The sequence below is a fragment of the Pseudomonas sp. NBRC 111140 genome, assembly GCF_001320885.1.
Classification (GTDB): domain Bacteria; phylum Pseudomonadota; class Gammaproteobacteria; order Pseudomonadales; family Pseudomonadaceae; genus Aquipseudomonas; species Aquipseudomonas putida_P.
On the sequence record NZ_BCBQ01000008.1, the window covers coordinates 72,839 to 95,311 of the forward strand.

At 62.7% G+C, this 22,473-nt stretch carries 19 protein-coding genes and 1 tRNA gene; 10 read left to right on the top strand and 10 right to left on the bottom strand.

Annotated features, from left to right (window positions below; genetic code table 11):
• Positions 1-256: 256 nt before the first annotated feature.
• Genes APH42_RS04600 through APH42_RS04610 form a run of 3 tightly spaced genes read left to right on the top strand, consistent with a single transcriptional unit; the run spans position 257 to position 5,381 of the window.
• Positions 257-2,503: an ATP-binding protein gene (locus tag APH42_RS04600; RefSeq protein WP_060492835.1), complete on the top strand. Its 2,247-nt coding sequence runs from the start codon at positions 257-259 to the stop codon at positions 2,501-2,503.
• A gap of 15 nt (positions 2,504-2,518) precedes the next feature.
• Positions 2,519-2,980 carry a response regulator gene (locus APH42_RS04605; RefSeq protein ID WP_012271611.1) on the top strand — a complete coding sequence of 154 codons (462 nt, stop codon included), beginning with the start codon at positions 2,519-2,521 and terminating at the stop codon, positions 2,978-2,980.
• Positions 2,981-2,993: 13 nt separating this feature from the next.
• Positions 2,994-5,381 carry a response regulator gene (locus APH42_RS04610; RefSeq protein WP_060492836.1) on the top strand — a complete coding sequence of 796 codons (2,388 nt, stop codon included), beginning with the start codon at positions 2,994-2,996 and terminating at the stop codon, positions 5,379-5,381.
• A 150-nt stretch (positions 5,382-5,531) separates the two neighbouring features.
• Here APH42_RS04610 and APH42_RS04615 read toward each other — a convergent pair.
• A tRNA-Gln gene (locus tag APH42_RS04615) sits at positions 5,532-5,606 on the bottom strand.
• A gap of 259 nt (positions 5,607-5,865) precedes the next feature.
• Here APH42_RS04615 and APH42_RS04620 point away from each other — a divergent pair.
• The gene (locus tag APH42_RS04620) at positions 5,866-6,108 is read left to right on the top strand and encodes a hypothetical protein (RefSeq protein WP_012271609.1); all 243 of its coding nucleotides are present in this window, start codon (positions 5,866-5,868) and stop codon (positions 6,106-6,108) included.
• Between the two features lie 127 nt (positions 6,109-6,235).
• The gene (zapE, locus tag APH42_RS04625) at positions 6,236-7,306 is read left to right on the top strand and encodes a cell division protein ZapE (protein ID WP_060492837.1); all 1,071 of its coding nucleotides are present in this window, start codon (positions 6,236-6,238) and stop codon (positions 7,304-7,306) included.
• 65 nt (positions 7,307-7,371) lie between these two features.
• On the opposite strand, the gene APH42_RS04630 is transcribed toward zapE, so the two are convergent.
• Positions 7,372-9,261: a propionyl-CoA synthetase gene (locus APH42_RS04630; protein WP_060492838.1), complete on the bottom strand. Its 1,890-nt coding sequence runs from the start codon at positions 9,259-9,261 to the stop codon at positions 7,372-7,374.
• A gap of 179 nt (positions 9,262-9,440) precedes the next feature.
• Between APH42_RS04630 and APH42_RS04635 the strand changes: the two genes are divergently transcribed.
• Positions 9,441-10,307 carry a LysR family transcriptional regulator gene (locus APH42_RS04635; protein WP_012271606.1) on the top strand — a complete coding sequence of 289 codons (867 nt, stop codon included), beginning with the start codon at positions 9,441-9,443 and terminating at the stop codon, positions 10,305-10,307.
• On the opposite strand, the gene APH42_RS04640 is transcribed toward APH42_RS04635, so the two are convergent.
• The 5 genes from APH42_RS04640 to APH42_RS04660 all read right to left on the bottom strand — a co-directional run bounded on the left by APH42_RS04640 (position 10,281) and on the right by APH42_RS04660 (position 14,296).
• Positions 10,281-11,435 (bottom strand): HPP family protein, encoded by a 1,155-nt coding sequence (locus tag APH42_RS04640; RefSeq protein ID WP_012271605.1) that lies wholly within the window; start codon positions 11,433-11,435, stop codon positions 10,281-10,283. The genes APH42_RS04635 and APH42_RS04640 overlap by 27 nt on opposite strands.
• A gap of 253 nt (positions 11,436-11,688) precedes the next feature.
• Positions 11,689-13,008 carry a sensor histidine kinase gene (locus tag APH42_RS04645; RefSeq protein ID WP_060492839.1) on the bottom strand — a complete coding sequence of 440 codons (1,320 nt, stop codon included), beginning with the start codon at positions 13,006-13,008 and terminating at the stop codon, positions 11,689-11,691.
• A complete protein-coding gene (locus tag APH42_RS04650; RefSeq protein ID WP_012271603.1) occupies positions 13,005-13,673 on the bottom strand; it encodes a response regulator transcription factor in 669 nt (222 codons plus the stop codon). Before APH42_RS04650 ends, APH42_RS04645 begins: the two co-directional genes overlap by 4 nt.
• Positions 13,674-13,988, bottom strand: a complete 315-nt coding sequence (locus APH42_RS04655) for a PepSY domain-containing protein (RefSeq protein ID WP_060492840.1) — start codon at positions 13,986-13,988, stop codon at positions 13,674-13,676. It abuts the gene before it with no gap.
• Positions 13,988-14,296 (bottom strand): PepSY domain-containing protein, encoded by a 309-nt coding sequence (locus APH42_RS04660; protein ID WP_012271601.1) that lies wholly within the window; start codon positions 14,294-14,296, stop codon positions 13,988-13,990. The genes APH42_RS04655 and APH42_RS04660 overlap by 1 nt, the downstream gene beginning before the upstream one ends.
• A gap of 164 nt (positions 14,297-14,460) precedes the next feature.
• On the opposite strand from APH42_RS04660, the gene APH42_RS04665 reads away from it, so the two are divergent.
• The 3 genes from APH42_RS04665 to queD all read left to right on the top strand — a co-directional run bounded on the left by APH42_RS04665 (position 14,461) and on the right by queD (position 16,951).
• Positions 14,461-15,540 (top strand): patatin-like phospholipase family protein, encoded by a 1,080-nt coding sequence (locus tag APH42_RS04665; RefSeq protein ID WP_060492841.1) that lies wholly within the window; start codon positions 14,461-14,463, stop codon positions 15,538-15,540.
• A gap of 80 nt (positions 15,541-15,620) precedes the next feature.
• Positions 15,621-16,271, top strand: a complete 651-nt coding sequence (locus tag APH42_RS04670; RefSeq protein ID WP_060492842.1) for a hypothetical protein — start codon at positions 15,621-15,623, stop codon at positions 16,269-16,271.
• 323 nt (positions 16,272-16,594) lie between these two features.
• The gene (gene queD, locus APH42_RS04675) at positions 16,595-16,951 is read left to right on the top strand and encodes a 6-carboxytetrahydropterin synthase QueD (RefSeq protein ID WP_012271598.1); all 357 of its coding nucleotides are present in this window, start codon (positions 16,595-16,597) and stop codon (positions 16,949-16,951) included.
• A gap of 68 nt (positions 16,952-17,019) precedes the next feature.
• Here the strand turns inward: queD and APH42_RS04680 are convergent, their stop codons facing one another.
• The gene (locus APH42_RS04680) at positions 17,020-17,499 is read right to left on the bottom strand and encodes a DUF1289 domain-containing protein (RefSeq protein WP_171577252.1); all 480 of its coding nucleotides are present in this window, start codon (positions 17,497-17,499) and stop codon (positions 17,020-17,022) included.
• 405 nt (positions 17,500-17,904) lie between these two features.
• On the opposite strand from APH42_RS04680, the gene acnB reads away from it, so the two are divergent.
• The gene (acnB, locus tag APH42_RS04685) at positions 17,905-20,514 is read left to right on the top strand and encodes a bifunctional aconitate hydratase 2/2-methylisocitrate dehydratase (protein WP_041166454.1); all 2,610 of its coding nucleotides are present in this window, start codon (positions 17,905-17,907) and stop codon (positions 20,512-20,514) included.
• Between the two features lie 72 nt (positions 20,515-20,586).
• On the opposite strand, the gene prpD is transcribed toward acnB, so the two are convergent.
• Together prpD and APH42_RS04695 are read right to left on the bottom strand one after the other, a co-directional pair.
• A complete protein-coding gene (gene prpD, locus APH42_RS04690; RefSeq protein ID WP_060492843.1) occupies positions 20,587-22,071 on the bottom strand; it encodes a 2-methylcitrate dehydratase in 1,485 nt (494 codons plus the stop codon).
• A 72-nt stretch (positions 22,072-22,143) separates the two neighbouring features.
• Positions 22,144-22,473, bottom strand: a 330-nt coding sequence (locus APH42_RS04695) for a PrpF domain-containing protein (protein ID WP_305728943.1), incomplete at its 5' end; no start/stop codon positions are given.

The following is a 22,473-nucleotide window of genomic DNA, read 5'->3' on the forward strand; positions in this document are numbered from 1 at the left end:
TGTCGAAACGTCTTGGTTTGAGCGTAGCAGCGAGGCAGCGCAACCGTGGTGGCATCAAGCCATTTTTTTGTATTAGCGATAAAGCGATAGCGCCCCATCAAAAAAAGCCTGAACGGCACAGAACCCCAGGGCACCGGCGTGCCTCCAATGGCGAGAGCCGGTAAATGTGCCGGGATTCTGTTAGGGTGAACCAGTCTCATCCTGCCCCAGGCACCTATGCCATACATGGACGGACATGACAGGAGCGCTTTCATCGATGACTGCAGACAACACGCTGGCAGACGCCATGGAGCGCTGTGCCCAAGAACCGATCCACCTGCCGAGCAGCATCCAGCCTCATGGCTTTCTGCTGGTACTGGACGCCACCGACCTGCGCGTGCTGCAGGCCAGTGAAAACGTCGAGCACTGGCTGGGCTTGCCGGCCCAGGAGCTGATCGGTTGCCCCTTCGCCAATCTGGTCAGCGACGGTTTCGACCTGCACGCGCACCTCGCACGGCTGCCCGAAGATGAAATTTTCCCCTTTCACATCGGCGACGTGCGCTTGCGCCAAGGCGCGCCCCACAGTGAGCCGCTGCACTTGCTGGCCCACTGTCACGACGAAGTACTGATTGCCGAGTTCGAACCCCCGCGCCTGCCACCGGAGCTGGCCGGGCAAGGCGACTACTACCCATTGGTGCGCAACTTCGTCGGTAGCCTGCAACTGGCCACAAGCCTTGAGGATCTGCTGCAACAAACGGTGGTGCAGCTCAAACGCATCACCGGCTTTGGGCGGGTCAAGGCGTACCGGTTCGATGCCGATGGCAACGGTCAGGTGCTGGCGGAGGTGGCCGACCCTGGCTACCCCAGCTATCTGGGCCTGTGTTTCCCGGCCGCGGACATCCCGCGCCAGGCGCGCGAGCTGTACCGGATCAACCGCATCCGCGTGATCGAGGATGCCAACTATCAGTCCTCCCCCCTGTTACCGGCCGCCAACCCTCGCACCGGCAAGGCACTGGACATGAGCTTCGCTGCACTGCGCAGCGTGTCGCCGATACACCTGCAGTACATGCGCAACATGGGCACGCTGGCCTCGATGTCGCTGTCGATCGTGGTCGATGGCGAGCTGTGGGGGCTGGTGTCGTGCCACCACCATCAGCCACGCCCGGTGGACTTGCGTACCCGCACAGCCTGCGAGCTGCTGGCCAGCGTGCTGTCGTTGCAGATCGAGTCCCGCGAGGCCCATGCCAGCACGCGCAAGTTGCTGGCACTGCGTCAACACATCGTGCGCATGATCTCGTCCATGGCTGACCACGACAGCGTCAGCGACGGCCTGCGCGAACTGCCCCAGGTTTTGTTGGCCTTTGCCGGTGCCCAAGGTGCGGCGGTAATCTCGGCCGAACGCTGTGACCTGATCGGCCAGACCCCACCCGAAGCCCAGGTGACCGCGCTGGTGCACTGGCTTGGCCAGCGTGGCGAAGACAGCGTGTTCCAAAGTGACAACCTGCGCCGCGACATCACAGACCTGCCCGAACTGGCAACCCATGCCGGTGGTGTGCTGGCGGTGGCCATCTCGCAACTCCACTCGCACTACCTGCTGTGGTTCCGCCCCGAGCAAGTGCGTACGGTAAACTGGGCCGGCCAGCCGACCAAGCAGGTGGGGCCACAGGGCAACCTCCACCCACGACACAGTTTTGAACGCTGGCAGGAAGAACTGCGCGGCTATTGCGAGCCCTGGGACCCGCTGGTGATCGAGGGCGTGATGGAACTGCGCACCGCGGTGCTGGGCATCGTCCTGCGCAAGGCCGAAGAGCTGGCGCAACTGGCGGGCGAGTTGCGCCGCTCGAACAAAGAGCTCGAGGCGTTCTCCTACAGTGTTTCCCATGACTTGCGCGCGCCCCTACGGCACATCGCCGGCTATACCGAGCTGCTTGGCGAAATCGAAGGCCAAGGCCTGAGCGAGCGCGGCAAACGCTTTTTGCAGCACATCAGCGAAGCGGCGCACTTTGCCGGCAGCCTGGTCGACAACCTGCTCAACTTCTCGCAGATGGGCCGCTCGGCCTTGCGCTTGTCCGACGTCGACCTCAACGCACTGGTCGAGGCCATTCGCAGCGAATTGACCCCAGATTACGAAGGCCGCGCAATCGTTTGGGACATCGCCCCGCTGCCCAAGGTGATCGGCGACCCGGCGTTCATCAACATGGCATTGCACAACCTTATCGCCAATGCCATCAAGTACACGCGCGGGCGTAACCCTGCCCGCATCGGGATCAGTGCCGTACAGCACCCTGGCGAAACCGAGGTCTGCATCCGCGACAATGGCGTGGGCTTCGACATGGCCTATGCCAACAAGCTGTTCGGCGTATTCCAGCGCCTGCACCGCATGGAAGACTTCGAAGGCACAGGGATTGGCCTGGCGAGCGTGCGCCGTATCATCGAGCGCCATGATGGCCGGGTCTGGGCCACTGGCCAGATCGAGCAAGGCGCCAGCTTCCACTTCACCCTACCCCGAAACACTGCTACCTGAGGCATCGCTACCATCATGCTCAAGCCCATCCTGCTGGTCGAAGACAACCCCCGGGACCTGGAACTGACCCTGCTGGCCCTGGAGCGCAGCCAATTGGCCAACGAGGTCATCGTGCTGCGCGACGGTGCCGACGCGCTCGACTACCTGCTACGCCGCAACGCCTATGCCGAGCGCGATGACGGCAACCCTGCCGTGCTGTTACTGGACCTGAAACTGCCCAAGGTCGATGGCCTGGAAGTGCTCAAGGCTGTGCGCGCCACCGCCGAACTGCGCAGCATACCCACCGTGATGTTGACCTCCTCGCGCGAAGAACCCGACCTGCTGCGCGCCTATGAGCTGGGGGTGAACGCCTATGTGGTCAAGCCAGTGGAATTCAAGGAATTCGTCGCCGCCATCTCGGACCTCGGGGTATTCTGGGCCGTGCTCAACGAACCACCACCCGGCTCACTGCGGCTAAACCGTCGCGGTAGTAACTGAGGCCGCCGCAACGATGCAACAAACGCCGTTGAAACTACTGATGGTCGAAGACAGCTCGATGGATGCCGAGCTTACCCTGTTGCGCCTGGAACGCAGCGGGTTGCAAGTGCAATCACAGCTGGTGTTCGACCATGCGGGCGTCGAACATGCCCTGCGCGAAGCCCACTACGACCTGATCCTGTGCGACTGTGTGCTGCCAGGCTCGTCCGGCACCGAGGTGCTGGCCATCGCCCAGCGCCTGGCACCGGACATCCCGTTCATCTTCCTGTCCGGTATTTACGGCGAAGAACACGCGGTGGAAATGATCCGCCTGGGCGCCACCGACTATGTGCTGAAAAAAAACCTGCCACTGCTGCCCAAGGCCGTGCGCAGGGCGCTGACCGAAGTACAGGAGCGCCAGCGCCGGCGCCGCGCCGAAGAAGCATTGGCCGACGTTGAGGCGCGTGCTTGGATCGCCATCGACGCTGCCGGCATGGGCACTTGGGACCTGCGCCCGCAGGAAGGCCTGCTGGTTTGGGATGACCGCTGCAAGACGTTGTTCGGCCTGCCTACCAGCACCGAAATGAGCCTTGAGGTGTTCTTCGGTGGCATCTACCCCGATGACCTGGCAATGGTGCGTGACGCGGTGGAATATGCCATGCGCCCCGAAAGCGGTGGCCAGTACCGGGTGGAGTTTCGTATCGCGCCAGTCGATGGCCAGGAGCCGCGCTGGTTGCTCAGCAGTGGCCAGAGCCAGTTCGTCGACGGCCAATGCGTGCGTTTTTCCGGTGTGCTGCAGGACATCCACACGCAACGCCTGGCCACCCAGGCACTGCGCCAGCTGAACGAGATGCTCGGTGAACGGGTCGAGCGACGCACGCGCGAACGCGATCGCGCCTGGGAGCTGTCGCAAGACTTGCTGGCCGTACTGAACAAGGACCTGACCCCGGTCGCGCTGAACCCCGCGTGGGAGGCCAGCCTGGGTTTCTCCCGCGAGCGCCTGAGCCAGTCGTCCCTGCTGCACCTGCTGCCCGAGCCCGATCAGGAACTGCTACTCACCGAACTGGCCGCCCTCGCCCATGGCCGCACCAGCGCCCGCTTTGTCGGCCGCATCCTGCATGCCGGCGGCCAGCAGCGCTGGCTGTCGTGGGTGGTGGTGCCGGAAGACACCCTGCTGTACGTGGTGGCACGCGACATCACCAGCGAACGTGAAGCCGCCCTGGGCCTGGCTGAAGCCAACGCCCGCCTGCGCGAGCAGATCAACGAACGCGAGCGCATCGAGGCTGCCTTGCAACAGATGCAGAGGCTGGAGGCGGTTGGCCAACTGACCGCAGGCGTGGCCCATGACTTCAACAACTTGCTCACGGTGATCCTCACCGGTGCAAGCTTTCTTGAGCGTGACCTGGCCAAGGCCGACCTGGACAAGGCCCGCACACGCCTCACGCATATCCGCGAAGCGGGCGAGCGTGGCGCCAAGCTGACCTCGCAGTTGCTGGCTTTCTCCCGTCGCCAGCGTCTGGAGCCGGTAGCGCTTAACCTAAACCGCACCTTGGCCGGCCTGGAAGAGCTGCTGCGCCGTACCCTGGGTGGCAACGTCTCGGTGCGCCTGGACCTGGACCAGGCCCTGTGGCAGGCAATGACCGACCCGACCCAGACCGAGATGATCATCCTCAACCTGGCGATCAATGCCCGCGATGCCATGCCCGAGGGTGGACAGCTGACCCTTACCACCCGTAACACCCGTATCAACGGGCGCCCGCATCGCCCAGAAGACCCGGACCCCGGCGAGTACGTGATGCTGAGCATCCGCGATACCGGCTGCGGCATGAGCGACGACGTGTTGGCCAAGGTGTTCGAGCCGTTCTTCACCACCAAGGACATCGGCAAAGGTTCGGGCCTGGGCCTGGCCCAGGTGTTCGGCTTCGCCAAGCAGTCCGGGGGTGGCGTGCGCATCGATACCACACCGGGGCGCGGCACCGAAGTGGCGGTGTACCTGCCCGCAGTAAAGGAGGAAGTGGTGGACGAACCTGCCGCAGCGGTGCTCAGCCAGTCGAGCAGCGAGAGCGGCCGTAACCGCACGGTGCTGCTGGTGGACGATGACCACCTGGTGCGCGACATGCTTGGCGATGTATTGCGCCAGTACGGCTATCAGGTGCGCCAGGCGCACAGCGGCGAGCAAGCATTGGCATTGCTGGATGACGAGATCGACCTGCTGCTGACGGATTTCGCCATGCCCGAGTTCAACGGTGCGCAACTGGCGCTGGCGGCGCGTGAGCGGTACCCGCGCCTGCCCGTGGTGTTCCTTACTGGGTATGCCGAGCTGCAGGGGCTGGAGCTGCCGGGCAGCCTGGTGATTCAGAAGCCGGTGCAGGCCGATGAACTGGCCAGGGTACTGAACGAAATGCTGGGCATTGCCGGGTAACTTGAGACGACGCAAAACCCGTGCAGGAGCGGCCCATCGCGACACAAGGCCGCTTCTACAGGCATCGCATTACGAAATTGAATACGGAAACGACAAAACCCAGCGCTCATCTTTCGAAGCACCGGGTTATAGACGTTTGAAACTGGAAAATGGCAGGGGCGGCTGGATTCGAACCAACGCATGGCAGGATCAAAACCTGCTGCCTTACCGCTTGGCGACGCCCCTGTATCGGATGCAGTGTTTGCTGCTCTGACAATTCCAACTGAGTGACAACTGGGTTGTTGTCTTGGAATGCGCGGCACTTTAACAACAAACTTTCGGTCTGTGAACCCCCTGATGAAAAAAAATTGCTAAAAAACAGCGGGTTAGTCATTTCGGCGTTGGCCCATCGACCATCCGTCGCTTTCCTCCCGCTTCGCTTCAACAGAATCGCATTCCTTCCTTCCAATCAGATGAGCCCACTGCATCGACCAAGGAGGACCTCATGCCTGTCTCCCACGACCTCTACCAGGACCTGCACTACCCGCGCGAAATCGTCCAGCAGCGCCGCCAGCAGGACAAGGCGCTGGACCGCCTGCTGGACGAGTACATGGACATCGACAACCAGGTGCTGGCTGCCGAGTCGATCTCGGCCGGCAACTTCGTTGACGAAGACCTGCGCCACCTCAAGGAGCGCCGCCTGGCGGTGAAGTACATGATCGAGCGCCAGCTGGAGCGCAAAGCCTAGGCAATGCAGGTGCGCGGCCAGACGTATCGCATGAAGTGATCATTGCCGGTCACTTTCTGTATTAGTCAAAATGGCCGCCCTCGGGCAAGCTGCACGCTGACCCGCCATCGCCCAAGGAGCGTTGCTTTTGTCTGCCTGGATCCCTGCCCCATTGCGCCAGCTTGGCCAGCGCCTGCGCGGCACTGCCGCCAACGAGAGCGAACTGCTCGATTGGTTCGAGGACAAAGCCCGAAGCCGGGGTTATCAGCTTAGTGACGGCCAGCGACGGGTGATCCACTGCATGGCCGAACAACTGGCACTGCTGGAACAAGGGCAGCCACGCAGCCTGTACCTCTACGGGTCGGTGGGACGCGGCAAGAGCTGGCTGCTGGACGGTTTCTTCCAGGCGGTATCGGTCGAGGCCAAGCGCCGCCTGCATTTTCATGACTTCTTTGCTCGCCTCCACCGAGGCATGCACCACCACCGGGCGCTGGACGATGCGCTGGGCGCAACCCTCGACGAGCTGGTGGGTGGCTGCCAAGTGCTGTGCTTCGACGAATTCCACGTGCATGACATCGGCGATGCCATGCTGCTGACACGCCTGTTCAACGCCCTGTTCGCACGCGGCGTGTTCCTGCTGGTGACGTCCAACTACGCGCCCGAAGGGTTGTTGCCCAACCCGCTGTACCACGAGCGCTTCCTCCCGGTAATCCGCCTGATCAACAGCTCGATGCAAGTGCTCGAAGTGGACGGCGACACCGACTTTCGCAGCTTGCCGGCCAACCGTGAGCATCAACGTTTTACCCAGGGCCATTATGTCTGGCCGGGGAATGCAGCGCAGCGCCAGGCGCTGAACGTGCCGAACGAACAGCCGGTGATGCTGGAAGTGAACAAGCGCCCGCTGCGTGCGCTGGCCATCGATGGCCGGCGGGTGGTGCTTGGCTTCGATGACTTGTGCGAGAAGGCCACGGCGGTCATTGACTACCTGGTGCTGGCGGCGCAATACGATGAATGGATCATCGACGGGCTGGGTGACCTGGCGGAGTGCTCGCTGGCGGCTCAGCAGCGTTTCGTCAACCTGGTGGATGTGTTGTATGACCAGGATCGGCAGGTGGTGGTGATAGGTAAACGGCCACTGGAAGAAAGCCTGGGCGGGCCGCTTGCCGACCTGATGCGTACCCGCAGCCGCTTGGGGCAATTGCACCAGATAGCCCCTTGAAACTGCATCGCCTCGACAGGCCTCTTCGCCGGTAAACCTGCGAAGAGGCCTGTAATGTCAAAGCATCAACCGGCTCTGGGTAAATCCGCCAGCACCGCCTCGATCTCCCCCAGCACCGCCGGGTCATCCAGGGTCGAAGGCGGCGCATAGTCCTGCCCGTCGGCGATCTTGCGCAGCACCGCACGCAAAATTTTCCCCGAGCGGGTCTTGGGGAGCCGCTTCACCAACCGAACCCGGTTGAAACAGGCCAGCGGGCCAATCGCCTCGCGCACACTGCCCACCAGGTCCACCAGCAGTTGCGCCTCGGCAATGCCCTCGCCGTCCTTGAGCACAACAAGTGCCAACGGCACTTGCCCCTTGATTTCATCGTGCACGCCAACCACCGCACACTCGGCCACCGCCGGGTGGCAGGCCACCAGGTCCTCCATTTCGCCGGTAGACAACCGGTGCCCCGACACATTGATCACGTCATCGGTGCGCCCCATGATGTAGACGAAACCGTCATCGTCCAGGTAGCCGCCGTCACCGGTGTGGTAATACCCCGGGTAGGTGCGCAGGTACGCCTGCAGGTAGCGCTCGTGGTCGCCCCACAGTGTCTGGCTACAACCAGGTGGCAATGGCAGGGCGATCACGATCGAACCCTGATGGTTGGGCCCGAGCAAGCGGCCTTCGTCGTCCAGCACGCGAACGTTGTAGCCGGGTACCGCCCGGTTGCTCGATCCCGGCTTCGCGGCGCTCCCCTCCAGCCCGACACACGGCGCAGTGACCGGCCAGCCGGTCTCGGTCTGCCACCAGTGGTCGTGCACAGGCTTGCCACTGACCCGTTCCAGCCATTCGTGGGTGCTGGAATCGAGCTTCTCACCCGCCAGGAACAATTGGCGCAGCGAGCTGAGGTCATGTTTGCGGATCAGCTCGCCTTCCGGGTCTTCCTTGCGGATGGCACGCATGGCGGTGGGCGCACAGAACAACGCATTGACCTTGTATTGCTCCACCACCCGCCAGTAGGCCGAGGCATCCGGGGTGCGGATCGGCTTGCCTTCGTAGAACACTGTGGTACAGCCGCTCATCAACGGCCCGTAAACGATCAGCGAATGGCCGACCACCCAGCCCACATCAGATATGCCCCACCACACATCGCCGGCCTGCATGCCATAGATATGGCGCATGGCATAGCACAGCGCCACGGCATTGCCACCGTTCTCCCGCACGATGCCTTTGGGTTTGCCGGTGGTACCCGAGGTATACATGATGTACAGCGGGTCGCCGGCATCCAACTCGACTGGGGCCACCGGCTCGGCGCCGGTCAAGGCCGCCTGCCAGTCCAGGTCGCGGCCTGGCTGCAGCTCGGCCTGCACCTGTGGCCGCTGCAGCACCAGCACATTGCGCGGTTGGTGCCGGGCCAGTTGCAGGGCGCGGTCGACCAGCGGCTTGTACGCAATCACGCGATCGAACTCCAGCCCGCAGGAGGCCGTCAGCAGCAGCGTGGGCCGGGCATCATCGATGCGCAGAGCCAGTTCGTTGGCGGCAAAGCCACCGAACACCACCGAATGCACCGCGCCAATCCGCGCACAGGCCAGCATGGCCATGGCTGCCTGCGGCACCATGGGCATGTAGATGATCACGCCATCGCCCTTGCTCACCCCCAGCTGGCGCAGCAAGCCAGCCAGGCGCGCCACTTCATCGCGCAACTGGTTATAGGTATACGTCTGCTGCACGCCCGTCACCGGCGAATCGTAGATCAGCGCCAATTGCTCGCCACGGCCTTGCTCGATCTGGTAATCGAGGGCCAGGTAGCAGCTGTTAAGGCGGCCGTCTGCGAACCAACTATGGGTACCGTCGGCGTGGTCTTGCAAAGTCAGGGCAGGCTTGCGGTGCCAGGCCAGGTGTGCGGCCTGTTCCGCCCAGAAAGCGGCAGGGTCGGAAATGGAATGGGCGTAGCTGTGCTGGTAGCTCATATCGAAAGAAACCCGGTACTTGTTGTTATTGAAGGGCGAAACCTGAGTATGGACCGCTACACCCACGCCGCCATGGGACTAAAGTCACAACCGACCTGCAAATTTGCAGACAACGCAAAAACGCCTCATAACGGTGCAAAGCCTCTAGAATAGGCCACCCCTCAGCCACCGAGCAGCCCATGGATATCGATCAGGCCCGAACCTTCCTGGAAATCGTGCGTTGCGGCAGCCTGGTCGCCGCCGCCGAGCGCCTGTTCGTGTCACAGACCGCGATCACCGCGCGGGTACAGCGCCTGGAGCAGCAACTGGGTTGCCAGCTGTTCGTACGCAGCCGCAACGGCGCCAGTTTGACCAGCGATGGCGAAGCGTTCGTCAGTTATGCCAACCAGCTGGTACAAACCTGGGAAGCAGCGCGCCGCGACCTGCCGCTGCCTGAAGGCTGCCAGCAGGTGCTGCATGTGGGCGGTGAGGTGAGTTTGGGCAACCCGATGCTGCTCGACTGGGTCAGCGCCCTGCACCGTGAACTGCCCAGCCATGCCATCCGCAGCGAGGTCAGCGACGGTGAATCACTGCTGCGCAAGGTCGAGATGGGCCTGCTGGACGCCGCGCTGGTCTATCAGCCGACCTACGGCCCCGGCCTGCAGGTGGAGCAATTGATGGAAGAAAAGCTGATCCGTGTGCGCCGGGTCGCCCAGCCCGAACCGTATATCTACATTGACTGGGGCGAGGCCTTCCGCCGCCAGCACGATGCGGCCCTGCCCGACTGCGCACGCCCGGCACTGAGCTTCAACCTCGGCCCATTGGCCCTGCAGTTCATTCTTGACCAGGGGGGCAGCGGCTACTTCCGCACACGCGTGGTGCAGGCCTACCTGGACAGCGGGGTGTTCGAGCGGGTACCGCAGGCGCCTGAGTTCACTTACCCAACCTTCCTGGTGTACCCGCGCAAACGCGACAGCGAAGCCCTGCAACAGGCCTTCGCCATCCTGCGCCGGCTGGTGGCTGCCGGCGCAAGCGATTGGTCACAACGCTGGGACCCGGTTATCTGATGCCTCGGCCTTGCTAAGCAGCTGACGTTTGAGGCCGGCGATCAAGTCGGTCTGGGTGATCACCCCTACCAGCTTCTCGGCATCGAGCACCGGCAGGCAGTGCAGGCCCTGTTCGCACAACAACGGCAGCAGCCGCTCCAACGGGTGCTGGCTGCTGACACTGACTACCCGCCGACTCATCACTTGCTCCATGCGTACCGCTTTGCGGCCAAACAAACCGCGCCAGCTGAAACGGCCACGCTGCATGGCCGGGCCGACCAAGTCGCTGAGGCTGACGATGCCCACCAGCTTGCCGTGCTGCAGTACCGGCAGGGTTTTCAGGTGATGGCTGGCGAGCATTTTCCAGGCCTGTTCCAGCGTGGTATCAGGCGTGGCGAACTGTACATCGCGGGACATCACCGAGGCCGCGGTGATACCGCCCAGGCTACGCTGCAGGGCGTGCTGCTCGGTGGCGAGGATGATGCGCTCCAGTTCGTCACGGGTAACGTCGACGAACTCACCAAGCTCCTCCAGCGCCTGGTCCAGGTCTTCACTGCGAATGCCGACGCGCTCGCCGGGCAGCGGGTCATGGGTGTGGTGCAGGTCTTTGCGCGGCACCGCGCCTTTCGGATAGCGCACGCCGGTCAGGCGGTTGTAGACGATTGCCACGGCCACCAGGATCAACGCATTGAGCAGCACCGGTTCCAACAGGTGATCGCCCATGGCGGTCAACCCGGAGTCGGCCAGCACCGCGCTCACTGCCACCCCGCCACCCGGGGGGTGCAGGCAGCGTAACAGGCACATGATCAGGATCGAAATGCCCAGAGCCGCAGCCGCCACCCAAAGCTCGGCACCGAAACCTTCGCGCATGGCAAGGCCAACTGCGCCAGCCAAGGCGTAGCTGCCCAGCACCGGCCAAGGTTGGGCCAATGGGCCGGAATGTACGGCGAAAACCAGGACTGCCGAGGCCGCCAGCGGGCCCAACAGGTGCAGGGCAATGCCAGGGCCATAGGCCATGCTGGTCAGCCAGCCAGCGAGGAACAAGCCGAGCAACGCACCGATACCGGCACGCAACCATTCTTTGGGAGGGATATTCAGGGGCGCCGGCAACAGGCGCTGCAGACGGCTTTCGGAACGCGAGGCAGACATTGGTATTCGGGGTCTTTGGTTTTTCTGATTAAAAAGAAAGCCCAGCCGAGCTGGCCTGGGCCTTGTATTGCGCGTGCAATACCACAAGGGGCTCCGTCCATGGAGAGATGGAAACCGCAGGGTTTCGTGAGGGGGATTTTGCCGGGTGGGGTGCGATTGGGCTAATTCAAAAAACTGCGCCTGTACTGCATTTTTTTTGCAGTACTGACATTGCCATGGGGGCTCGCTGCCACAGAGGGTTTCGGCGCCTGCATCATCGGGCCTTGCGCGGCAGGTCGATGCTCACCCGCAATCCGCCCAGCGGGCTCTCCAGCAAGGCCAGTCGCCCGCCCCATGCCTCGACGATATCGCGCACGATGCCCAACCCCAGCCCATGCCCGTCCACCTGTTCGTCCAACCGCGAACCACGCTCCAGCACCTGCTGCCGCCGGCCTTCAGGGATACCGGGGCCATCGTCATCGACCCACAGCCGGTAGCCCTCGCCGTTCGGCGCTATTCCCAGGCGCACCTCGCTGTCAGCCCACTTGCAGGCGTTGTCCAGCAGGTTGCCCAGCAGCTCCAGGAAGTCCTCGCGGTCCCAGGGCAACAACAGCCCAGGCGGCACATCACTTGCCAATTGCAAGCCCTCGCCATGGATCATGCCCAAGGTCTCCAGCAACCCCGGCAGCTCGGCATCACAATCGAACTGCGCGCCCGGCAAGGCATCCCCTGCCAGCCGTGCACGGTTCAGCTCGCGCGCCAGGCGTTGCTGAATCTGCTCCAACTGCTCGCGCATCTGCGCGCGGACTTCGGGCAGATCTTTCAGGCGTTCGCTGGAGGCCAGGCTCAGCAGCACCGCCAGTGGCGTCTTCAGTGCATGGCCGAGGTTGCCGAGGGCATTGCGCGAACGGCGCAGGCTGTCTTCGGTATGGCTGAGCAAGTGGTTGATCTGCCCCACCAGCGGCGCCAACTCGCTGGGCACCTCGGCATCCAGTTGCGAGCGCTTGCCCTGCTGCAACTGGGCAATCTGCTGTCGCGCCCGCTCCAGCGGCCGCAACGAGCGGGTAACGGTGATGCGCTGCAGCACCAAAACCACAATCAGTGCCACCAACCCCATGCCCAGGCCGATCTGCTGCAAGCGCCGGAAACCTTCGCGCACCGGCGAATAATCTTGCGCCACGCTGATCGAAATATCCTGGCCCAGGCGCCGGTAGTCGGCACGCAGGGCCAGCAGTTGCTGGCCTTCCGGGCCGAGTTCATGGCTATCGGAAAGCCCAGGCGCGGCGGGCTTGGGCATGTCCAGGTCCCACAGCGAACGGGACCGCCAGGTACCTTGGTCGAAATCGATGCGGAAGTAGTAACCGGAAAACGGCCGTTGATAAGCAGCCGAAATACGCCGCTCGTCCAGCTGCAGGCCGGAAGGCCCACGCACCAATGCCACCAGCAGGTTCTCGCTTTCCTTGCGCAGGCCGTTTTCCAGGTACCGTTGCAGGCCGGCTTCGAACAGCCACAAGGTCAATTGTGCCAGCACCACGCCGACCACCACCAGCACGGCCACCAGGCCCAGGCTCAGGCGCGCCTGTATCGACTTCACTCGCCGCTCCCGGCATAGATGTAGCCTTGCCCGCGGCGGGTTTCGATGACACTGCGGCCCAGCTTGCGGCGCAAATGGTTGACGTGCACTTCCAGCACGTTCGAGTCGCGCTCGGTTTCACCGTCGTAAAGGTGCTCGGCCAGATGGCTTTTGGACAGTATCTGCTGCGGGTGCAGCATGAAATACCGCAGCAGGCGGAACTCGGCGGCGGTCAGCTGGATGTCCACGCCATCACGGCTCACGCACTGGCGGCTTTCGTCCAGGTGCAGGCCGGCCGCTTCCAGCTTCGGCTGGTTGGCCAGCCCACGGGCGCGGCGCAACAAGGCCTGGATGCGCAGTTGCAGCTCTTCGGGGTGAAAGGGCTTGCTCAGGTAGTCGTCGGCCCCGGCCTTCAGCCCTTCGATACGCTCGGCCCAGGAGCCGCGCGCGGTCAGGATCAGTACCGGCGTGGCCAGGCCGGCGGCGCGCCACTGGGCCAGTACTTCCAGGCCCGGCAAGCCAGGCAGGCCAAGGTCCAGGATGATCAGGTCGTACGGTTCGCTTTGCCCCTGGTACACCGCATCACGGCCATCAGCCAACCAATCCACGGCATAACCCTGGCGCTGCAGGCCGGCGGTCAGTTCATCCGCCAGCGGCACATTGTCCTCGACAAGCAACAGGCGCATTCAGTCGTCTTCCTCGTCTTTGAGCAGGGCGCCGGTGCTGGCATCGAGCTTGATCTCGCGCACCACACCTTCAGTCGTCAGCAACTCGACTTCATATTCGTAGCGATCGTCGTCCTCTTCCAGCTCGGCCTCCAGCAAACGCGCCCCGGGGTAACGCCCCAAGGCGGCTTCCAGCAAGTGCTCGAGTGGCAGGATAATGCCCTTCTGCCGCAGCTTCAGGGCTTCGTCCTGATCGAGGTCGCGGGCAGCGGCCAGCGAACACACGGCCAGCAGCGCCAGCGCGAGGTAACGCGCCGGCCGCGGTAAGTGGATCATCAGTTGTCCCGCTCGTCCTTCAGCACTTCACCGGTCTTGGCGTCCAGCGCCACGTCCCATTCGACGTTCTGCGTGTCGCGCAGCTCGACCTTGTAGATGTAGCGGCCGTATTCGTCTTCAAGTTCCGAATCGGTGACGGTGGAGCCTGGGTGCTTGGCCACGGCGGCAGCCTTGAGTTCGTCCAGCGACTTGATGGTCTTGGCGTTGACCAGTTTGACCACTTCGTCGGGTTGAACATCCTTGGCGAAAGCGGCATTGGCGCCCAGAGCGAGGGCAGCGGCGGTGAACAGGGCAGTCAAGGTTTTCATCGTTCTTCTCTCCTGAGAACTGTGCAAGTTGTCTACGGGGTTAAGATTAACCACTGGTCCTTAATTCAACCTGAAAACAGCTGGCGGCATGATAGCGCAAGTCAAGACCGGGCCATCCTCAAACCCTTTATAGTGAACCGCGTACTGCCCAAGGGATCCCCCGCATGAGCGCCATCCACATCAAATACCCCGCCCTCACCTTCAAGGCTGGCCAACGGGCCCTGCGACATATCCGCGAGCGTGGCCTGCAGGCCGCCGATGTCGGGGTCTTGCCGGGCGCGGCGGGTGGGCCGAAGCCGCTGGGCATTCAAGGCCTGGACCTGGCGCTGTTCGGTGAGTGGCTGCCCTCGGCACCGCGCCCGCGGGCGCTGATCGGTGCCTCGATTGGTGCCTGGCGCTTCGCCAGCGCCTGCCTCGACGACCCGGTCGCAGGTATCCGCCGCCTGGGCGAGCTGTACACCGAGCAGGATTTCGCCAAGGGCGTGACCCCGGCCGAAATCAGCCGCAGTTGCCAAAAAATGCTCGATGACCTGTTGCAGGACCGTGACGGCCAGCTGCTGGCCAACCCGCACTATCACCTGAACATGCTGGTGGTGAAGAGCCATGGCCAGCTTGCCCACGACCATCGCGGGCGCCTGGGCTTGGGCCTGGGCTCGGTGGTCGCCAGCAACCTGCTCGGCCGTTCGCGCCTGGCCCGCCACTTCGAGCGCGTCATCCTGCACGATGAGCGCGCCGCCCCACCGCTCGAAGCGCTTACCGATTTCCCCTCGCGCTACTTGCCGCTGGGCCTGGCCAACCTGCGCCACGCCCTGCTCGCCTCGGGCTCGATCCCCATGGTCATGCAGGGCGTGAAAGACATCCCCGGCGCTGGCGCCGGCACTTACCGCGACGGCGGCCTGCTCGACTACCACCTCGACCTGCCCTATCGCGGCGACGACCTGGTGCTGTACCCGCACTTCACCGACAAGGTGGTACCCGGCTGGTTCGACAAAGCCTTGCCCTGGCGCAAGGGCGATGCCACTCGCCTGCAGAATGTGCTGCTGATGACCCCTTCCCCGCAGTACCTGGCCGCCCTGCCCTACGGCAAGCTGCCCGATCGCAACGACTTCAAACGCTTCATGGGCGATGCGCCTGGCCGCAAACGCTATTGGTACAAGGCCATTGCCGAAAGCCAGCGGCTAGGTGACGAATTGCTGGAGCTGATTGCCACCGGGCAGCTGTGTGAACGCCTGCAAGCCTTGTAGCGGCCATGCCTGCGCGACTACCGTTCCGACCCCTCCGCGGTGTTAATATGTCGTTTTGCCAGCATCAGGGGATCTGAGGGATGAAAGCGGTATTGGGCATCGGCACTGCGATAGCGATTGCGGTGGCGGGTTGGTTCGGATGGAAGCATTACGAAAGTGGCAAAGAACATGATGTAGCGGCAGCAGCTGTGCAGGTATCCGTCACCCAAGCTGAACGACAGATGAAAGCGCAGTCAGAGGATGGAATCACTTTCGCGGAGTACTTCAAGCGAAGCGATACCGTGATTGACAATCTGGACAAGGAAATTGCCAACCTCGAGGGCCGAACCTGGAAACACAGGCTTGCCGAAAAGGATGCAGCCATCGCATTTATTGATCAATGCAAGGCTATTTTACGTGCGGATCAAACGGAAACCAGACTCCTGATGAAGGAGGGCAGCGCCCGAGAAGCGAATGACGAAGCCAAAAAGGAACTGAATGAGGCGGATTCGTCCGTTGCCAGAGAATGGGCATACAAAAGGTACAAGCGCACCAGCGATGCGCTGATTGATGTACTTGGGAAACTCATCAGCAATGCGGAAGAAAGCAAAGGAAAAATTGAGCGTATGCTGGCTGCGGATAACGCCGTGAAATCGACGTTTGGGGAGGGTCATGGACTCTCTCAGGGCACCGCAGAGCACTTGAAGAATCTGCTGAAACCGGCCGCCCCGGAAAAACCAGCGCAGAGCTGATTACAGCATCTTCAAAAGCCCGCCAGCAAGCGGGCTTTTTCATTGTATTTACAATGGCACAAGCTCTTCCACTTACTACCCAGGATCCTACCCCGCAACCGCGAAAATGCGACCGGCCGGAATACCTTCTATCGCAGATTCCGTGAAGCCCCCCCTAAAAAACAGGTTAAGATAGCGCCCAATTTGGTTGCCTGGCGCCAGCCGGCCATCACTCAGTGAATGACCTCTTTCACCCCAGCGACGACCAATCAGTACATTGAGCAGTACATTGAAATACCAATTTCCGCTCAAGCCCTTACCCCACCAGCTATACAGGTCCACCCGTGGAAATCTTCAAGGAATTCACATTCGAATCGGCCCACCGCCTGCCCCACGTCCCTGAAGGGCACAAATGCGGCCGCCTGCATGGTCACTCGTTCAAGGTCGGCCTGCACCTGACCGGCCCGCTCGACCCGCACACTGGCTGGATCCGCGACTTCGCCGAGGTCAAGGCGATCTTCAAGCCGATCTACGAGCAGCTGGACCACAACTACCTGAACGACATCCCTGGCCTGGAAAACCCTACCAGCGAAGTAATCGCCAAGTGGATCTGGGACCAGGTCAAGCCGTTGATGCCAGAGCTGTCGAAGGTACGCATCCACGAAACCTGCACCAGCGGTTGCGAGTATACCGGCGACTGATTCAGGCTCTACGTCGGCCCCTTCGCGGGTAACCCCGCGAAGGGGCCGGTAGCTTCACCCACTCAGCGTCAACCTTGCCCCGTCGCCAAGGCATCGCGCAGGAAGCTGGGGGCGATGTAGCGCTGATAATGCGCCTCTGAAAGCAGGAAAAACTCGCGATCGATGGCATCGCGCAACTGCGGCAGTTCCCAGTCGCGAAATTCCGGCAACAGCACCATACCGTAGGCCTCCAGGTCACGGATCATCCGCGCCCCGCGGGCGATAAGCTGGTAAGCCCAGCAATATTCCGACTGCTGCTCGACAAAGCGGATCGAGCGCTGCTCCAGTTGCTGGCGCAGCAGGCTTTTGTCGAACACCTCAAGCTTGGCCATCATCACCTGCACCAGCAGTTGCTCAAGGCGCAACCACACGGCGCGCTTCTGCGTGTCGTCGTAACCGTTCCAGTTGATCACTTCGTGGTGAAAACGCTTGCAGCCACGGCACACCGTGTCTCCGTACACCGTGGAGCACAGGCCGACGCAAGGGGTTTTGATGGACTTGTTGGACATGAAAAACAACAGCTTGGCGGTGGAACACAGGCCCATGTTAGCCCTTTGTCTAACCAGGGTCACTCGTTAAAGTCATGTTCACCGCCTTACCTTCGGGCTTTTTTTGCCGTAGAATCATCCGGCCTTTTCAAAGGCAACAATGTCCGTTGGAAGCTGTTTTCAAAGCGTCACGAGCACAGTTAATCCGGTAGAACGGCGTTGGCCCGGGTCATGCTTCCCTCGCATGCCCGCGCCAACCCTCATCAGCCCCCGTTCTGCAGGCGTAAAACTTTGAAAGCAGCTTCTGTAAGGATTCTTTGCGACTCTGGCTGGGCGGCCCACAAAGCCGTGGCAGCGCATGGGTGCATTGAATGCTGGATAAGCGTCCCGGACCCCCTTTAGGGACCACTGATGAGGGAAATAACTGTGCTTGAAGCCTACCGCAAACACATCGAAGAGCGTGCCGCCCTGGGCATCGTGCCCCAGCCGCTGAACGCCGAACAAACTGCAGGCCTGGTCGAGCTGCTGAAAAACCCGCCGGCCGGCGAAGAAGCCTTCCTCGTAGACCTGATCACCAACCGCGTACCGCCAGGGGTCGACGAAGCTGCCTACGTCAAGGCCGCTTTCCTCTCCGCCGTCGCCAAGGGCGAAGCCAAGTCGCCACTGATCGACCGCAAGCATGCCACCGAACTGCTGGGCACCATGCAGGGCGGCTACAACATCGAAACGCTGGTCGCACTGCTGGATGACGCCGAACTGGGCGCCGTCGCGGCCGAGCAGCTCAAGCACACCCTGCTGATGTTCGATGCCTTCCACGACGTGGCCGAAAAAGCCAAGGCCGGCAACGCGCATGCCAAGGCCGTGCTGGAATCCTGGGCTGCCGGCGAGTGGTTCACCTCGCGTCCGGCCATCGCCGACAAGTACACCCTGACCGTGTTCAAGGTACCTGGCGAAACCAACACCGACGACCTGTCCCCAGCCCCGGACGCCTGGTCGCGCCCAGACATCCCGCTGCACGCCCTGGCCATGCTGAAAATGGCCCGCGACGGCATCGAACCGTCGCAGCCTGGTTCGGTCGGCCCGCTGGCCCAGATCGAAGCCGTCAAGGCCAAGGGTTTCCCGGTTGCCTATGTGGGTGACGTGGTCGGTACCGGCTCCTCGCGTAAATCCGCTACCAACTCGGTACTGTGGTTCTTCGGCGACGACATCCCGTACGTGCCGAACAAACGCGCCGGTGGCTTCTGCTTCGGCACCAAGATCGCCCCGATCTTCTACAACACCATGGAAGACGCCGGCGCCCTGCCGATCGAATTCGACTGCACCAACCTAGGCATGGGCGACGTCATCGACGTGTACCCGTACAAAGGTGAAGTACGCCGTCACGGCAGCGACGAACTGGTCACCAACTTCGAGCTGAAAACCGAAGTGCTGCTGGATGAAGTCCGCGCTGGCGGCCGTATTCCGCTGATCGTCGGCCGTGGCTTGACCGAAAAAGCCCGCGCCGAACTGGGCCTGGGTGCTTCCGACCTGTTCAAGAAACCAGAGCAGCCTGCCGATTCCGGCAAGGGCTTCACCCTGGCGCAGAAAATGGTCGGCCGTGCCTGCGGCCTGCCAGAAGGCCAGGGCGTGCGCCCAGGTGCCTACTGCGAGCCGAAGATGACCACCGTCGGCTCCCAGGACACCACGGGCCCGATGACCCGCGACGAGCTGAAAGACCTGGCGTGCCTGGGCTTCTCCGCTGACCTGGTGATGCAGTCGTTCTGCCACACCGCGGCCTATCCAAAGCCGATCGACGTCACCACCCACCACACCCTGCCAGACTTCATCCGCACCCGTGGCGGCGTGTCGCTGCGCCCAGGCGACGGCATCATCCACAGCTGGCTGAACCGCATGCTGATGCCTGACACCGTGGGTACCGGTGGCGACTCGCACACCCGCTTCCCGATCGGTATCTCGTTCCCGGCCGGTTCCGGCCTGGTGGCTTTCGCCGCCGCCACCGGCGTCATGCCGCTGGACATGCCAGAGTCGATCCTGGTGCGCTTCAAGGGCAAACTGCAGCCAGGCATCACCCTGCGTGACCTGGTGCATGCCATCCCTTACTACGCCATCCAGAAGGGCCTGCTGACCGTCGAGAAGAAGGGCAAGAAAAACGCCTTCTCCGGCCGCATCCTGGAAATCGAAGGCCTGGACGAACTGACCGTCGAGCAAGCCTTCGAGCTGTCCGACGCCTCGGCCGAGCGTTCCGCTGCCGGTTGCACCATCAAGCTGCCAGAGAAGGCCATCGCCGAGTACCTGACCTCCAACATCACCCTGCTGCGCTGGATGATCGGTGAAGGCTACGGCGATGCCCGCACCCTGGAGCGTCGCGCCCAGGCCATGGAAGCCTGGCTGGCCAAGCCTGAGCTGCTGTCGGCCGACGCCGATGCCGAGTACGCCGAAATCATCGAAATCGACCTGGCCGACGTCAAGGAGCCTGTGCTCTGCGCGCCGAACGACCCGGATGATGCCCGCCTGCTGTCCTCGGTACAGGGCGAGAAGATCGACGAAGTGTTCATCGGTTCGTGCATGACCAACATCGGTCACTTCCGCGCTGCCGGCAAGCTGCTGGACAAGGTCAAGGGTGGCATCCCAACCCGTCTGTGGCTGGCTCCGCCAACCAAGATGGACGCTCACCAGCTGACCGAAGAAGGCTACTACGGCATCTACGGCAAGGCCGGCGCACGCATGGAAATGCCAGGCTGCTCGCTGTGCATGGGTAACCAGGCACGTGTGCAGACCGGTTCGACCGTGGTTTCCACCTCGACCCGTAACTTCCCGAACCGTCTGGGCGACGCTACCAATGTGTACCTGGCATCGGCCGAGCTGGCTGCTGTCGCTTCGATCATCGGCAAGCTGCCGACCGTCGAAGAGTACATGCAGTACGCGAAAGACATCGACAGCATGGCTGCCGACGTTTACCGCTACCTGAGCTTCGACCAGATCGCCGAGTTCCGCGAAGCGGCAGCCAACGCCAAGATCCCGGTGGTTCAGGCGTAAGCTGAGTCACAGGTTGTAAAGAAAGCCCTGGCAGTGATGCCAGGGCTTTCTTGTTTCAACCCCACTCTGGCCTCAGATCACGAACAAATCCACGAACCTGTGCACCGCTGTGCGCTCCAGCCGCTGCTGGTCCTTGCACAGCTCTCCAATCTCGCCACACCGCTGCCGCGCGAAACGGGTCGCCAGGTTGGCCCTGAACTTGGCCTCCAGCAACGGTATGCCTTCTCCACGCCGCCGCCGATGCCCGATCGGATACTCCACCAGCACTTGCTCGGTGCTGCTGCCATCCTTGAAGAATACCTGCAGCGCGTTAGCGATCGAACGCTTGTCCGGTTCCAGGTACTCGCGGCTGAAGCGCGGGTCTTCCACCACCTCCATCTTCTCGCGCAAACGATCGATGCTCGGGTGGTTGGCATGGAAGGCATCCTCATAATGCTCAGCCACCAAATGGCCGAAGATCAGCGGCACCGCCACCATGTACTGCAGGCAATGGTCGCGGTCGGCGGCGTTGGCCAGCGGGCCGCTTTTGGAAATGATGCGGATCGCCGACTCCTGGGTGGTGATGACGATGCGGTCGATTTCGTGCAGGCGGTTTCGTACACGCGGATGCAGGGTGACGGCCGCCTCACAGGCGGTCTGAGCATGAAACTCGGCAGGAAAGCTGACCTTGAACAGCACGTTTTCCATCACATAGCTGCCCAAGGCCTGGGGCAGACGCAGCTCGTACTGCCCAGCAGGCTTGAGCGCCAAGTCCTTGTTGGTATGGCTGAACGATACGTCGTAGAAGCCCCATTGCGGCGCCGTAAGCACACCCGGCACGCCCATCTCGCCACGCAAGGCGATATCGGCCAGGCGCACGCCCCGGCTGGACGCATCACCCGCGGCCCAAGACTTGCGTGAGCCCGCGTTGGGCGCATGGCGGTATGTGCGCAGGGCCTGGCCGTCGACGAAGGCGTGGGACAAGGCCGAGAGCATCTGCTCGCGGTTGGCCCCCATCAGCCTGGCGCACACGGCGGTCGAGGCTACCTTCACCAGAATCACGTGGTCGAGCCCAACACGGTTGAACGAGTTTTCCAGCGCCAGCACACCCTGAATCTCGTGGGCCATGACCATGGCTTCGAGCACATCACGCATCAGCAACGGCGCTTCACCAGCGGCCACGCGCTTTTGTGACAGGTGATCAGCAACGGCCAGGATGCCGCCAAGGTTGTCTGAAGGGTGAGCCCATTCGGCGGCCAGCCAGGTGTCGTTATAGTCCAGCCAGCGCACGGCACAACCGATATCCCAGGCAGCCTTGACCGGATCGAGGCGGTAGGCGGTGCCAGGAACGCGAGCCCCATGGGGCACCACGGTACCTTCCACCAATGGGCCCAGCAGCTTGGTGCACTCAGGGAAGCGCAAGGCGAGAAGACCGCAGCCCAGGGTGTCCATCAGGCAGTTGCGCGCGGTGTCCAGGGCTTCAGCAGAATCGACCCGATAACCGAGGGCGTAGTCGGCCAGGGTTTGCAGCACCCGGTCGTAGTCCGGGCGGTCATTGAGGTCTACGTTGGCGCTCATATCCAGCTCCCTTCAGAATTGCCGGGGCTGCACAGCAGCCCCAACTGACTAAAGCCGAGCGCCGCTGGTGCGTTAGAAGCTGTCGCCAGGCACGCGAACCCAGCCCTCCATCAGCACGCGAGCACTGCGGCTCATGATTGCCTTGGTCACCGTCCACTCACCCTTCTCCTGACGCGCCTCGGCGCCGACCCGCAGGGTGCCCGAGGGATGACCGAAACGCACGGCGCTGCGCTCGCCCCCGCCAGCGGCGAGGTTGACCAGCGTGCCCGGAATGGCCGCTGCGGTGCCGATTGCCACCGCCGCCGTACCCATCATGGCATGGTGCAGCTTGCCCATCGACAGGGCCCGTACCAGCAGGTCGATATCGCCTGCCTGCACCGGCTTGCCACTGGACGCAGTGTA

Bases quoted from the DNA above. Each gene is read 5' to 3' on its own strand.
- APH42_RS04600 (WP_060492835.1), top strand. From the start codon at position 257: ATGACTGCAGACAACACGCTGGCAGACGCCATGGAGCGCTGTGCCCAA.
- APH42_RS04605 (WP_012271611.1), top strand. From the start codon at position 2,519: ATGCTCAAGCCCATCCTGCTGGTCGAAGACAACCCCCGGGACCTGGAA.
- APH42_RS04610 (WP_060492836.1), top strand. From the start codon at position 2,994: ATGCAACAAACGCCGTTGAAACTACTGATGGTCGAAGACAGCTCGATG.
- APH42_RS04620 (WP_012271609.1), top strand. From the start codon at position 5,866: ATGCCTGTCTCCCACGACCTCTACCAGGACCTGCACTACCCGCGCGAA.
- APH42_RS04630 (WP_060492838.1), bottom strand. From the start codon at position 9,261: ATGAGCTACCAGCACAGCTACGCCCATTCCATTTCCGACCCTGCCGCT.
- APH42_RS04635 (WP_012271606.1), top strand. From the start codon at position 9,441: ATGGATATCGATCAGGCCCGAACCTTCCTGGAAATCGTGCGTTGCGGC.
- APH42_RS04640 (WP_012271605.1), bottom strand. From the start codon at position 11,435: ATGTCTGCCTCGCGTTCCGAAAGCCGTCTGCAGCGCCTGTTGCCGGCG.
- APH42_RS04650 (WP_012271603.1), bottom strand. From the start codon at position 13,673: ATGCGCCTGTTGCTTGTCGAGGACAATGTGCCGCTGGCGGATGAACTG.
- APH42_RS04655 (WP_060492840.1), bottom strand. From the start codon at position 13,988: ATGATCCACTTACCGCGGCCGGCGCGTTACCTCGCGCTGGCGCTGCTG.
- APH42_RS04660 (WP_012271601.1), bottom strand. From the start codon at position 14,296: ATGAAAACCTTGACTGCCCTGTTCACCGCCGCTGCCCTCGCTCTGGGC.
- APH42_RS04665 (WP_060492841.1), top strand. From the start codon at position 14,461: ATGAGCGCCATCCACATCAAATACCCCGCCCTCACCTTCAAGGCTGGC.
- APH42_RS04670 (WP_060492842.1), top strand. From the start codon at position 15,621: ATGAAAGCGGTATTGGGCATCGGCACTGCGATAGCGATTGCGGTGGCG.
- APH42_RS04680 (WP_171577252.1), bottom strand. From the start codon at position 17,499: ATGTCCAACAAGTCCATCAAAACCCCTTGCGTCGGCCTGTGCTCCACG.
- prpD (WP_060492843.1), bottom strand. From the start codon at position 22,071: ATGAGCGCCAACGTAGACCTCAATGACCGCCCGGACTACGACCGGGTG.